The 12568-nt window shown below is 69.3% G+C and carries 12 protein-coding genes and 1 tRNA gene; 8 read left to right on the forward strand and 5 right to left on the reverse strand.

Annotated features, from left to right (window positions below; all coding sequences use genetic code 11):
* Positions 1–14: 14 nt before the first annotated feature.
* From VFS34_13010 to VFS34_13020, 3 genes are read right to left on the reverse strand one after another with little or no spacing between them, the layout of a single operon-like run.
* The gene (locus VFS34_13010) at positions 15–710 is read right to left on the reverse strand and encodes a septal ring lytic transglycosylase RlpA family protein (protein HET9795368.1); all 696 of its coding nucleotides are present in this window, start codon (positions 708–710) and stop codon (positions 15–17) included.
* Positions 707–2131 (reverse strand): adenylosuccinate lyase, encoded by a 1425-nt coding sequence (gene purB, locus VFS34_13015; protein ID HET9795369.1) that lies wholly within the window; start codon positions 2129–2131, stop codon positions 707–709. Before purB ends, VFS34_13010 begins: the two co-directional genes overlap by 4 nt.
* Complete coding sequence (locus VFS34_13020; GenBank protein ID HET9795370.1) at positions 2128–2298, reverse strand: hypothetical protein; 171 nt, start codon at positions 2296–2298, stop codon at positions 2128–2130. Before VFS34_13020 ends, purB begins: the two co-directional genes overlap by 4 nt.
* A 65-nt stretch (positions 2299–2363) precedes the next feature.
* On the opposite strand from VFS34_13020, the gene VFS34_13025 reads away from it, so the two are divergent.
* The 8 genes from VFS34_13025 to VFS34_13060 all read left to right on the forward strand — a co-directional run bounded on the left by VFS34_13025 (position 2364) and on the right by VFS34_13060 (position 11002).
* Positions 2364–2642, forward strand: coding sequence for a hypothetical protein (locus VFS34_13025; GenBank protein HET9795371.1), 279 nt, complete (start codon positions 2364–2366; stop codon positions 2640–2642).
* Between the two features lie 4 nt (positions 2643–2646).
* A complete protein-coding gene (locus VFS34_13030; GenBank protein ID HET9795372.1) occupies positions 2647–3858 on the forward strand; it encodes a DNA recombination protein RmuC in 1212 nt (403 codons plus the stop codon).
* Positions 3859–3947: 89 nt separating this feature from the next.
* Positions 3948–5246, forward strand: a complete 1299-nt coding sequence (locus VFS34_13035) for an arginine deiminase family protein (GenBank protein ID HET9795373.1) — start codon at positions 3948–3950, stop codon at positions 5244–5246.
* Positions 5243–6214, forward strand: coding sequence for a carbamate kinase (gene arcC, locus VFS34_13040; protein ID HET9795374.1), 972 nt, complete (start codon positions 5243–5245; stop codon positions 6212–6214). The genes VFS34_13035 and arcC overlap by 4 nt, the downstream gene beginning before the upstream one ends.
* On the forward strand, positions 6211–7125 hold the full coding sequence (gene argF, locus VFS34_13045) for an ornithine carbamoyltransferase (GenBank protein HET9795375.1): 915 nt from the start codon (positions 6211–6213) through the stop codon (positions 7123–7125). The genes arcC and argF overlap by 4 nt, the downstream gene beginning before the upstream one ends.
* A complete protein-coding gene (locus VFS34_13050) occupies positions 7122–8195 on the forward strand; it encodes a TonB family protein (GenBank protein ID HET9795376.1) in 1074 nt (357 codons plus the stop codon). The genes argF and VFS34_13050 overlap by 4 nt, the downstream gene beginning before the upstream one ends.
* Positions 8196–8560: 365 nt before the next feature.
* A complete protein-coding gene (locus tag VFS34_13055; protein HET9795377.1) occupies positions 8561–10228 on the forward strand; it encodes an adenylate/guanylate cyclase domain-containing protein in 1668 nt (555 codons plus the stop codon).
* A gap of 57 nt (positions 10229–10285) precedes the next feature.
* A complete protein-coding gene (locus VFS34_13060) occupies positions 10286–11002 on the forward strand; it encodes a hypothetical protein (GenBank protein ID HET9795378.1) in 717 nt (238 codons plus the stop codon).
* A gap of 67 nt (positions 11003–11069) precedes the next feature.
* On the opposite strand, the gene VFS34_13065 is transcribed toward VFS34_13060, so the two are convergent.
* A tRNA-Gln gene (locus VFS34_13065) sits at positions 11070–11144 on the reverse strand.
* A gap of 496 nt (positions 11145–11640) precedes the next feature.
* The coding region (locus VFS34_13070; protein HET9795379.1) for a hypothetical protein at positions 11641–12568 on the reverse strand (928 nt) is incomplete at its 5' end.

Raw genomic sequence — 12568 nt, forward strand, 5'->3', positions numbered from 1 at the left:
TTCGCGCGAGCCGGCTAAGGCGCCGGAGCCGGAACCAGGATGCCCTCGTACCCTTCGCTTTCGAGGCGCGAGAGCTCGGCCTGCGCGTCCGCCTTCGACGGAAGCGGCCCGACCTTCACCCGGGTCAGGCCGTCGAAAGGCTCGGTGACGACGCGGTGCCCCGCGGCGCGGGCCTTTCCGGCCAGCGTCTCCGCCCTCCACGCCGAGGCGAACGAGCCGATCTGCACGCTCCACCAGCCGGTCGCCGAGACGTCGGGCACCGGCGGGCCGGCCTCCACGACGGTCACGCGGACCCGCGCCGTTCCGGGGCCGACGACCCCGAGCTTTTCGGCGGCGACTCTCGAGAGGTCGAGGATCCTTCCCTTCGCGAACGGTCCGCGGTCGTTGATCCGCACCCGCGCGGTCTGCCCGGTCCGGACGTTCTCGACGTCGACCCACGTCCCGAGCGGCAGCGTGCGGTGGGCGGCGGTCATCTTCCGGCCGTCGAAGATCTCGCCGGAAGCGGTCGGTTTGCCTTCGAAGCCGTCGTTGCCGCCGTACCACGACGCGACGCCCTCTTCGGTCGCTCCGGCCGCGGCCGGCGGCGGGGGAGCCGGGCGGGCGCGGGGGGCCGTCGACGGCGAGGGTTTTCGGCCGCACGCGCCGGCGAAGATGGCCAGCGCGGCGAGAAGGAGAACGGACGGAGCGGGAGAGGCGGAGCTCCGCTTCAGACCCGGAGCCCCTCGGGTGCGGCGGCCTCGACGCCCTTGAGCGCCGCGTCCAGCTCTTCGAGGAACCCGTCGACCTGCTCCGCGGCGCGGCCCGTGAGGTTGCGTCGGGCGGCGGCGTCGACTTCGGCGAGCGTGAGACCCGTCTCATCGGCCGTCGGCTGCAGCCAGCCGCTGAGGTCCGTCCGGCCCGTTCTTTCCTTCGCCTCACGCCACGACATGGCCAGCAATCTCAATGTCTCGTGCACGGCCTGACGGTCACGCCCGCGCTTGACGGCTTCCATCAGCACGTTTTCCATCGCGAGAAAGGGGAGTTCCGCATCGAGGTGCTCGCCAATGACGTGTTCCCGCACCTCGATCCCGTCGAAGATCTCGTCGAGGATGAGGGCGATCGCGTCGGCGCAGAGGAACGCCGGGGGGATCGACAGCCGTTTGTTCGCCGAATCGTCGAGCGTGCGTTCGAGCCACTGGGTGGCCGCCGTGAAGGCCGGATCGAGCGAGAGGGCGATGACGTGCCGCGCGATCGCGCAGACGCGCTCGGCGCGCATCGGGTTGCGCTTGTACGGCATCGCGGAGGAGCCGATCTGCGCCTTTCCGAACGGCTCCGCGATTTCCCCCTCGTGCTGCAGGAGCCGGAGGTCCGTGGCGCACTTGTGGGCGGATTGCGCGAAACCGGAGAGCGCGGCGAGCACGAAGGCGTCCTGCTTGCGCGAGTAGGTCTGGCCGGAGACGGTCTGCCGTTTCGCGAAACCGGCGCGTTCCGTGACGGCGCTATCGAGCTTCTCGACCTTCTCGCCGTCGCCGTCGAAGAGGGCGAGGAACGAAGCCTGCGTCCCGGTCGCTCCTTTCGCTCCGAGGAACCGCAGGTTCTCGCGCACGCGCCGGACCTCCTGCAGGTCCCAGAGGAAATCCTGCGCCCACAGGCACGCGCGCTTGCCGACGGTCGTGGGCTGCGCCGTCTGGAAATGCGTGTACGCGAGGCAGGCGAGAGAGCGGTGCTCCTTCGCGAAGTCGCCCAGCCGGCGGAGGAACGAGGCGATCCGCCGCTCGAGGAGAGCCAGCGCCTCGCGCATCTGGAGGAGATCGCCGTTGTCGGAAACGTACGCGGACGTCGCGCCCCAGTGGATGATCCCGGCCGCGGCGGGCGCCGCGAGACCGTAGGTCTTCACGTGCGCCATCACGTCGTGGCGCGTCTCGCGCTCGAATTTCGCGGCCGCCTCGAAGTCGATCGTCTCCACATGCCGGTGCATCTGCGCGATTGCTTCGTCCGTGACCGGGAGCCCGAGTTTTTTCTCCTCCTCGGCGAGCCAGATCCAGAGCCGCCGCCACGCGCCGAACTTGGAAGCGGGGGAGAAGATCCGCGACATCTCGGCCGACGCGTAGCGCCCGGTCAGCGGATCGTCGTAGACGTTCGGATCGCTCATTCTTCCTCGATCTCGCCGATCGCGAAGCGCATCGCGTCTTCGTTGCCGCAAACGGGGCACTGCGCCTCGAGCACGCGGCCGCCTTCCGTCTCGAAGACGTAGCAGGGGGTCTGGCACTCCTTGCACACGAGGTAATCGATCTCCTTGTCCGACGATTCGGGGTTCATCGCGATCTCCTCGGGCGTTTTCGGAGCACGCGCTATGATTTTGGCAGAATTGCGGAGGCGACGCCATGACGTTCTCGATCACCGGGTTCCTCGTTCTTCTGCTGGTCGCCGCGGTCTGCGGCGCGATCGGGCGCGCGATCGCGGGCGGAACGCGCGGAGGATGCCTCGTCTCGGTCGCGGTCGGGTTCATCGGCGCGCTGCTCGGCACCTGGATCGCGCACAAGGTCCGCCTGCCGGAGATCCTCGCGATCTCGATCGACGGCCATCCCTTTCCGATCGTGTGGTCGATCATCGGCGCCGCGCTCTTCGTGGCGTTCATCCATCTGATCTCGGGAAGACGGTAGGCGGGTGCCGTCGACGGTCGCGCTCGCCGCGTCCCCGTCCGCCGCGCTCGCCGGGCCGCCGTCCGCCGCGCTCGCCGGGCTACCTTCTGCCGCGCTCGCCGCGCTGGTCGTCCTCGTCGCGATCGCCGCGATCGCGCTGTATCTCTCCGGCCGGCGCGCGGCGCGCGAGCAGCAGGACTCGGTCGAACAGCGGCGGATGCTGACGGCGCTGACCGCCGAGACGGCCGCGTCGAGGGCGCTCGCGGCGGAGTCCGGAAAAACCGTCCACGCGCTCTCCGAGGCGCTCGAAAAGCGGCTCGTCTCGTTCGAACGGACGATCGACGAACGGATCCGGGCCAGCCAGGACGCGCTGGGCCAGAACATCGGAACGATGCAGAAACAGAGCGCGGAGTCGGCGAAGCTCCTGCACGCCGTCGGCGAAAACCTCGGGCGGGTGTTCGAGGCATCGCAGAAGATCGAGAAGCTCGCCGGCGACGTCACGCGCCTGGAGGACCTGCTGAAGCCCCCGAAGATCCGGGGTCTCCTGGGCGAGTCGTTCCTCGAGGAGTCCCTGCGGCAGGTCCTTCCTCCGGGATCGTGGGAAATGCAGAAACGGTTCGCCGACGGAGAGATCGTCGACGCCGCCGTTCGCGTGGGGGAGCGCTTCGTTCCGATCGACAGCAAGTTTCCGTACGAGAGCTACCGCCGCGCGCTCGACTGCGGCGACGACGCGGAGCGCAAGCGCCTCCTGCGGCAGCTCCGTGCGGCGACGAAGAAGCAGGCGGAGGACATCGCGCGGAAATACATCCGGGCCGGAGAGGGCACCCTGGAATTCGCGCTCATGTACCTCCCCGCCGAGGCGCTCTACGCCGAGATCGTCGCGGACGGCGAAGACGGCAACGTCGCCGAGTACGCGATCGAGAGGCACGTCATTCCGGTGTCTCCCACGCTCCTCTACGCCTACCTCTTCACGGTCGCGCAGGGGCTGCGCGGGCTCGAGATCCAGAAGCGGGCGCACGCCGTCGTCGCGGAGCTCGCCGTGCTGAAGCGGAGCGTCGAGCGGATCGAGGAGCCGTTCGCGAAGGTCGGCAGCCACCTTTCGAACGCCCAGAAACAGTACGAGGAGACCGCCAAACAGCTCACCCGGTTCGCGGAGCGTCTGCGGGAAATCGCCGAATCCGAGGAGACGCCGGCCCAGGCGCCGCTCCCGCTCGGCGTCCTGCCTCCGAAGACGTAGTCCCCGGGCGGGCCCGGGAGCTTGCCCGCTTCGCTCGCCGTCCGATATAGTCCGCCCTTCGCGCCCCCGGATGAAGGCGCGGCGCCATCATGAAGCTGCACGTGACGTCGGAGATCGGCAAGCTGGATGCCGTGCTCGTCCACCTTCCCGGCAAGGAGATCGACCGCATGGTCCCCTCCATGATGGACGAGCTCCTCTTCGACGACATCCTCTACGGCGACGGCGCCCGCGAGGAGCACCGCCGGTTCCAGCAGATCCTCCGCACCGCCTGGAAGGAGGACGCCGACACCGTCGAAGTGCTCGACATCCAGGACCTGCTCGAAGAGATCCTCACCGATCCGCAGACGAAGGAGGAAGTGCTCGCCGATCTCGCGCTGAAGCTGCAGATCCCGGAAACGGCGATGAAGAAGATCTGGGAAGCGAGCGCGGAAGAGGCGGCGGCGATGCTGATCGAGGGGATCGTCCGGGAGGACGGACAGATCTCCGACCGGCTCGAGACCCTCTACGTGCTCCCGCCGCTCCCGAACTGTTTCTTCATGCGGGACCCGCAGACGATCCTCGGCGATCGCGTGATCCTCGGATCGATGGCGACCGCGGCGCGGCTTCGCGAGCCCCTCCTCTCGGGATACGTGTTCCAGTATTCGAAGCGGTTCGAGAGGCCGAAGGACTTCTTCATTTTCCGGGAGTTCTCGAGCGACTTCACGCGCCTGTCGACGGCCGCTTCCCGCCCCTCGCTCGAGGGGGGAGACGTGCTCATCCCGCGCGAGGACATCCTCCTCGTCGGCATCTCGGAGCGGACGTCCAAATCGACCGTCGAGCACCTGGCGGCGTCGCTCAAGGAAGGGAAGACCGGCATCAAGAAGATCTTCACGGTCGAGATCCCGGCGCGGCGTTCGTACATGCACCTGGACACCGTCTTCACGATGATCAACCGCGACGAATGCCTCTGCTACGCGCCGATGATCGTCCAGGGCGGACCCGAGGAGGCCGACGTCTACCAGGTGTCGCTGACCGGCCGCGAGATCACCTACACGTCGAAGGGGCCGCTCCTCCAGGTCCTTCGGGAGAACGGGATCGACCTGAAGCCCGTCGCCTGCGGAGGAACCGACCCGATCCACCAGCAGCGCGAGCAATGGACCGACGGCGCGAATGCGTTCGCCCTCGCTCCCGGCGTGATCGTCTGCTACGAGAGGAACGTCCGCACCGCCGAGGAGCTCGCGCGGAACGGCTACAAGATCCTCTACGAGGACGACATCCTCATGGGGCGCGAGGAGCTCGAGCTCTGGACCGACAAGAAATACGCGATCCAGATCGCCGGCCCGGAGCTCTCCCGCGCGCGCGGCGGCCCCCGGTGCATGACGATGCCGCTCGCGCGAAAGGATCCGTGAGCCCTCAACCCTTCTTCTCCTTCGTCCGGCCTCTCGCGGTCGTGGCGTTCGGCGGAAACGCCCTCCTTCCTCCCGACGGCGACGGCAGCCAGGCGGAGCAGCAGCGCCTCGCCGAGGAAGCCGCGCGCTGGCTCCTGCCGGTCCTGAACCGCGGATACGAGCTGATCATCGTCCACGGGAACGGCCCGCAGGTCGGAAACATCCTCATCCAGGTCGAGGAGGCGGCGGCGAAGATCCCGCCCCAGACGCTGGACGTGTGCGTGGCGCAGACGCAGGGGTCGATGGGATTCCTGCTCGAAACGGCGATGACCAACGTCCTGCGCCCGGCGGGGTTCGAGAAGGAGATCGTCACGATCGTGACCACCGTCGTCGTCGACGCCGCGGACCCGGCCTTCGGGAAGCCCACGAAGCCGATCGGCCCGTTCTTCGAACGGCCGAGGGCGGAGGCGCTGGCGAAGGAGCGCGGCTGGGCGATCGCGGAGGACGCCGGCCGCGGCTGGCGGAAAGTCGTGCCCTCGCCGCGGCCCAAGGCGATCCGGAACACCGAGATCGTCGCGTGGCTCGTCAACCGCGGCAAGATCGTCATCGCGGGAGGCGGCGGCGGCATCCCGGTCGTGGTCGACGACTCCGGGACGATGCGCGGAGTCGAGGCGGTGATCGACAAGGACTACGTCGCGTCGCTCCTGGCCGCGAATCTCGCGGCCGACCTCTTCGTCGTGCTGACGGGAGTTCCGCAGGTCTACAAGGACTGGGGAAAGCCCACCCAGCAGGCCCTCGCCTCGCTCACGGCGGCGGAGGCGCGCGCGCTCCACGACGCGGGGCAGTTCCCGAAGGGGAGCATGGGTCCGAAGATCGACGCCGCGCTGCGGTTCGTCGAGGCCGGAGGCCGCGAGGTCCTGATCACGGACGCGCCGTCGCTCTCCGCCGCGCTCGACGGACGGAGCGGCACCTACGTGAGGAACGCATGAAGAAGGATTTCATCTCCATCCACGACCGGACCCCGGCCGAGATCGCCGAGCTTCTCGACCTCGCGGACGGGATCAAGAAGGACCGCGCCCGCTACCGCTCGGCGCTCGCGGGAAAGACGCTCGCGATGATCTTCGAGAAGTCGTCGACGCGGACGCGCGTCTCGTTCGAGGCGGGGATGTACCAGCTCGGCGGCATCGGCATGTTCCTGTCGTCGCGCGACCTGCAGATCGGGCGGGGGGAGCCGATCGCCGACACCGCCCGGGTGCTCTCCCGCTACGTCGACGGGATCATGGCCCGGACTTTCGCGCACGAGACCGTCACGGAGCTCGCCCGGCATGCGACCGTCCCCGTGATCAACGGGCTCACGGACCGGCTCCATCCGTGCCAGGTGATGGCCGACCTCCAGACGATCCGCGAGGTGTTCGGAGAGCTCGCGGGGCGCAAGCTCGCCTACGTGGGGGACGGCAACAACATGGCGCACTCGCTGATGTTCGGCGGCGCGAAGACCGGGATGTCCGTCGCGGTCGCGAGCCCGGAAGGATACGAGCCGAAGGAAGAGATCGTCGCCTCCGCCCGGCGCGACGCGGAGGAGACCGGCGCCTCGATCACGACGACGCACGATCCGGCGGAGGCCGTGGCCGGCGCGCACGTCGTCTACACCGACGTCTGGGCGTCGATGGGACAGGAGGACGAGGCCCGCGTCCGCCGCGAGAAGTTCGCGGGATTCACGGTGACCGAATCCCTCATGGCGAAGGCCGCGCGCGACGCGATCTTCCTCCATTGTCTTCCCGCGCACCGCGGCGAAGAGGTCGAGGCCGCCGTCGCCGACGGGCCGCGCTCGCGGATCTTCGACGAGGCCGAGAACCGGCTTCACGCGCAGAAGGCGATTCTCGTCTCCCTGATGGCGTGACGGCGGCGGGGAAGAAGCGACCGCGTCCGGGTCGACGCCCCGGGTTCTGGGCCCGGGCGGAGGTCCGGCGCTATCTCCCCGTCGCGATCGGGGTCCTCGCAATGGTTCTCCTCGTCCTCACGTTCGCCGTCGCGCCCCGGGGCCGCCGGCGGCCCGCGGAAGCCGCGCCCGCCGCCGCGGCGCCCGAGCCGGCGACGATCTCGGAGCGGGACGCGGATCTCCGGCGCGGGCCGGACTCCCGATCGGAGGTCGTCGTCACGCTCCGCCGGGGGTCGGCGATCACGCTCGTGGAGCAGAAGGGGATCTGGTGCCGCGTCCGGGACGCCTCGGGACGCGAGGGGTTCCTCCTGCGCCATTCGGTCGAGCGGGACGCCGACCGGGCGCTCCGGTCGCGGCGCGCGGAGACGATCTTCCGGTTCGCGCCCCTTTCCGGCGACGTCGCCGACGACACGCCGCTCCTTCTGGCTCCCTTTTCGTTTGCCGCGGTCTGGGGGGAGGCCGGACGCGGCGATTCCCTGCCGATCTATTCCGTGGACCACGGCTATTACGCGACGAAGCTCCCGGACGGGACGCTCGGGTTCGTGGCCTCGGAGGACGTCGACGTGATTCCCGCCGATCCCGCCGAGCCCGCGCTGACGCCCGGAGCCGGGAAAGTCGTCAAGGAGATCTCGGTCTCCGAGCAGTCTCCGCAACCCGCGCCGGCGCCGCCGCCGATTCCCGGCATGCCCGACGACGTCCCCGCCCCGGGGCCGGTCCCGCCGGGCATCCCGCCCGCGGGGGTTTCCGGGGAGGCGGCCGACGTGGCCCCGGCGGTGCTCCTCCAGAAGGTCGAGCCGGTCTATCCGCCGGCGGCGTTCGCCGCCCGGGTCGCCGGGACCGTCGTTCTTCAGGTGTCGATCGACCGGGAAGGCAACGTCGGCCGGATCGAGGTCAAGCGACAGGCGCCGCTCGGGATGACGGAAGCGGCGATCGCCGCCGTCCAGCGCTGGAGGTACAAACCCGCGACGGCGCTCGGCGGACCCATTCCGTCGATGAAACTGGTCCGGATCGAGTTCAAACCCCCGGAGTAGCCGGCGCGGCCATGCATCGAGCCGGACGGGCGCGTCCGCTCCGGGTCGGCCGGCGACGGGGCCTCCGGCTGCGCCTCGGCCGCCCCGGACCGGCCGGATCCCGCCGGCCTCGCGCCCGACCGCGCTTTCGGATGCGGCGGGAGCCGGAACGATCCGAGCTCCGCGAGTGTCGTTCCGGCGCAATGCTCCCCCCGGGCTCTGCCCCGGTCGGGCGCCGGAGCGGTCGAGGGCATGAGCCCGAGCCGCGAAAGGCCGCCGCGCGGAAAGTCTCCCGAGTAACCGCAGGGAGGAGGTCCGCGCGGCGGGAGCCGGAACGATCCGAGCTCCGCGAGTGTCGTTCCGGCGACGGGGGTAGAATTCGCCCAGTGATCCAGCTTTTCTACGAGGTTGACGGGCGCCCCCAGGTGTACACGCTCCTGAAGGAGGAGATTTCGATCGGGCGATCCTCCGAGAACGACGTGGTCCTGAACGATTTCTCGGTCTCGCGAAAGCACGCGATCCTCGTCCGGAAGGACGAGGCGTGGTTCGTCCGCGACAACCATTCGACCAACGGCGTTCGGGTGAACGGGAAGAACGTCAGCGACATCGAGGTCAAGGACGGAGACGAGCTCGCCGTCGGGACGTTCACGCTGCGCCTCCGCGACGATCCGTCGATCGTGAGCTACCCGCGCGGCGCCGACAAGAAGGAATCGACGTCGACCTTCATCCGGCCGCTCGCGGAATTCAACGAGGACTTCGGCCTCGAGAAGGACCTCCCTCCGGCGGATTCGACCGTTCTGCGGAAGCGGGGCTCCCTCGACCTCGCGTACAAGAACAAGGTCTTCGAGATCCTGGTGCAGGTCGCGAAGACCCTGATCTCGGCCGACGAGCTCGAGACCGTGCTCGAGAAGGTCATGGACCTGATCTTCGAGTACCTCCCGGTCGATCGCGGCTTCCTCCTCCTGATCGACGAGACGGGGGATCTCAAGACGCGGGTCGCGCGCGTGAAGTCTTCGCGGATGACGGCCACCGCCGAAGGGGAAGTGCCGTTTTCGCGGACGATCGTCGACATGGTCGTCCGCCAGAAGGTCGCCTTCCTCACCTCCGACGCCCAGAAGGACGACCGGTTCGACATGGGCCAGTCGATCCGGATCCAGCACATCCGCTCCGCGATGTGCGTGCCCCTCTGGGACCGGGGCACCGTGATCGGCGTCATCCACGTGGACTCGCCGATCTACGTCGGGACGTTCAAGAGCGAGGATCTGGATCTGCTGACGGCGCTCGCGAACTTCGCGGCGGTCGCGATCGAGCGCGCGAGCCTTCACGCTCGCGTCGAGGAGGACAAGCGGATCCGGACGCGCCTGGAGCGATATCACTCGCCGGCGGTGATCGAGGAGATCATCGCGGACTCCTCCGGGACGGGGGCGCTCAACCGCGCGCGGACCAAGAGCGTGACCGTCCTGTTCGCCGATCTCGTCGGGTTCACGACGCTCTCCGAGAAGATGGCTCCGGAAACCGTCTCCACGATGCTGAACACGTTTTTCACCCACGCGGCGGAAGCCGTGTTTTCCGTCGACGGGACGCTCGACAAGTTCATCGGCGACGAGGCGATGGCCTTCTTCGGCGCCCCGATCGACCAGCCCGACCACGCCTGGCGCGCGATCATGGCGGCGCTCAAGATCCGCGAAGCGCTGGCGGGCTGGAACCGGCAGCGCGAGGCCGCCGGAGAGCGGCCCCTCGAGGTGCGGATCGCGATCAACACCGGCGAGGTGGTCGTCGGCGAGATCGGTTCCGACCGGCGCGTGGATTACACGGTGCTCGGCACGCCCGTCAACATCGCGGCGCGCATCGAACAGTTCGTGGCCGCGCCGGGCGACATCGTCATCGGCCCGGAGACGTACGAGGCGGTCAAGGACCGGGTGAACGCCGCGCAGATGGGTTTCTTCGCCCTGAAGGGCCTGGTTTCGCAGGTTCCGCTCTTCAAGGTCCTCGGATTGACGGATCGCGACGTCGGAAACCGGCCGACGCTCGAGGCGCCCCCGGCGGCTCCGTAGCGCCGAACTCCCGGCCATCCGCCGCCCGCTCCGTTAAGATCGCGGCGGAGGTGAGGGATGGGCCCATCCGACATCGCCGCGCGGGTGGCGCGGCTCGAAAGAGAGAATCGGCGCTTCCGGTCCGCGGCGGCCGCCGGAGCGCTCGTCGTCGCGGCGGCGCTCCTCGCGGGGGCGCGCCCCGCGGGACACGCCCGGATCGTCGAGGCGACGGAGTTCCGGCTCAAGGATTCGACCGGAGCGCTCCGCGGCTCGATCTCCGCGGATCGGACCGGCGCGCAGCTCCTGCTCAAGGACGCGACCGGGAAGAGCCGCGCCCGTCTGCGCGTCGCCGACGACGGAACGCCGCGGTTCGAGCTCCTCGACCGCATGGAGCGTCCGCGGCTGGGCCTCGCGCTCGACAAGGACGGCGCCGCGACCGCGCACCTCGACGACGACGCCGCGCGGGCCCGGGTCCGGCTCTCGACGGCCGCCGACGGCTCGGCCGCCGTCGAGATTTCCGACGCCGCGAAGAAGCGGACCGGCCTGGAAGTCCTCGCCGACGGAACGGCGGGGCTCGCGGTCTTCGACGCGGAGGAGAACGCGCGCGTCCGCGCGGCGGTCGCGAGCGACGGATCGCCCGCGGTCAAGCTGATCGACGCCGACGGAACGCTTCGCGCCTCCCTCGGGACGATCGCGCTGAAGGAAGCGAGCTCGGGCGCCGCCATGCGGACCCAGGAGGGGTCGCTCGTCCTCTTCGACAAGAAGGGCGCCGTGGTCTTCAAGCAGCCGAAATAGCCGGCGGGCCGGGTCGAACCGGCGCTGCCGCTCGACTTCGGCGGCGCGAGCGGGCGAAATGCGACGGTGGTTGGGGAGGAAGGATTCGAACCTTCAATAGGCGGCTCCAAAGGCCGCTGCCCTACCGTTAGGCGACTCCCCAGCAGGGAGTCAGTTTAATCGAACCGCGTCAGTCCGCGAGGCCGCGTCGCCGGCGCAGGCGGCGCACAGGGGGCGGCCGTCGCCGCGAAGTTGAGCGTCGGGAGTCGAGCATCGGGTGCAGCGCGTCGGGGAGCCGGCGCCGTCGGGCCTTCGCCGGACGACTTCGGCCAGCTCGGACGATGCGATTTCGTGCAGCGCGGGAAAGCGGGTCGTCAGGCGAACCACCGCGCTCGCGCAGGCGACGCAGAGGTGACGGCCGAGGCAGACGAATCGGATCTCCACCTTCCTCCCGCACCGTTCACAGCGCTCCATGGAGGAATGGTACGAAGGTCCGCTCGCGCGGGGTTCGTTCTTAATGAAACGGAAAGGCGCCCGCGCCTTTTCCGCCGGATTCAGCAATCATTCCTCCCCGTTCCGGAAGGAGAGCGAGGGAATCGCCCTCTCCCGGGCCCGGCGCGCCCGCCTGAGGTTTCCCGCCCGGCTCGAAGACCGCCGGCCTATTTGAGGAGGGACTCGCGCCAGTTCAGGACGAGGGTGATCGTGGGGGTCTCTTCCGTGTCGACGCTCGTGACGATGAATTTCTGCCCGTCGGCCGTCACGTCGTACGCGTACCCGGGATTGGAGAACGCGTGCGTGTGGAAGAGCGGCGTCACGCGGCCGACGCGGAACTCCGCGGCGGTTCCGTCGACCTCGGCCGCCATCAGCGTCAGGTCGGGCGCCAGGAAGTAGAGCTCCTTCCCGTCGCCGCGCCAGCGCGGGTTGTATCCCGCGGCGGAGACCTGCCATTTGCCTCCCGGTCCGGGAAACGGCGAGACGACGATCGCGGGCGCGCCGGACGTGAACACGGAGTACGCGATCCAGCGCGAATCGGGAGCGATCGCCGACATCGTCTCGTCGCCGTCGTGCTCGCGGAGCAGAAGGGCGGCGCGGGAAGGGTCCGAGACCGGCAGGAATCCCGTCCAGCGATGCGCGTTGGGGACGTTTTCCTGGTACGAGACGAACCGTCCGTCCCGGCTCCAGTCGTCCGCGATGTGTCCGACGCCCTTCCCGAGGAGCAGTGTGCGTTCCGCGTCGGCGCCGCTCGCGAGCTTGGCGAAGATCCCGTAGCGGCCGTTCTTCTGGCGCAGGGAGGAGTAGACGACCTGGGTCCCGTCCGGCGACCATCCGCCCACCTGGGTCGAGCCGGAGCTGAACGTCAGCCGGGTCGGTACGCCCGTCGCGGTTTCGAGGAGATACACGTCGCCGGGATCGCCGATCGCCACCGCGAGCCGGCGGCCGTCGGGCGACAGCCGGACGGGACCGAAGTAGTTCGCCCTTTCGCCGATCGTCGCGACGACCTTCCCCGTGCGGTCGTACTCGATGAGCCCGGCGGAGCTTCCAAGTCCGCCGCCCGGCTGGTACGCGAGCACGTCCGTCTGGGAGACC

The sequence above is a fragment of the Thermoanaerobaculia bacterium genome, from assembly GCA_035717485.1.
GTDB lineage: Bacteria > Acidobacteriota > Thermoanaerobaculia > UBA5066 > DATFVB01 > DATFVB01.

What these genes read in the sequence shown, in the direction of transcription:
- VFS34_13035 (HET9795373.1), top strand. Translation starts at nt 3,948, where the DNA reads ATGAAGCTGCACGTGACGTCGGAGATCGGCAAGCTGGATGCCGTGCTC.
- argF (HET9795375.1), top strand. Translation starts at nt 6,211, where the DNA reads ATGAAGAAGGATTTCATCTCCATCCACGACCGGACCCCGGCCGAGATC.
- VFS34_13025 (HET9795371.1), top strand. Translation starts at nt 2,364, where the DNA reads ATGACGTTCTCGATCACCGGGTTCCTCGTTCTTCTGCTGGTCGCCGCG.
- VFS34_13060 (HET9795378.1), top strand. Translation starts at nt 10,286, where the DNA reads ATGGGCCCATCCGACATCGCCGCGCGGGTGGCGCGGCTCGAAAGAGAG.
- VFS34_13020 (HET9795370.1), bottom strand. Translation starts at nt 2,298, where the DNA reads ATGAACCCCGAATCGTCGGACAAGGAGATCGATTACCTCGTGTGCAAG.
- purB (HET9795369.1), bottom strand. Translation starts at nt 2,131, where the DNA reads ATGAGCGATCCGAACGTCTACGACGATCCGCTGACCGGGCGCTACGCG.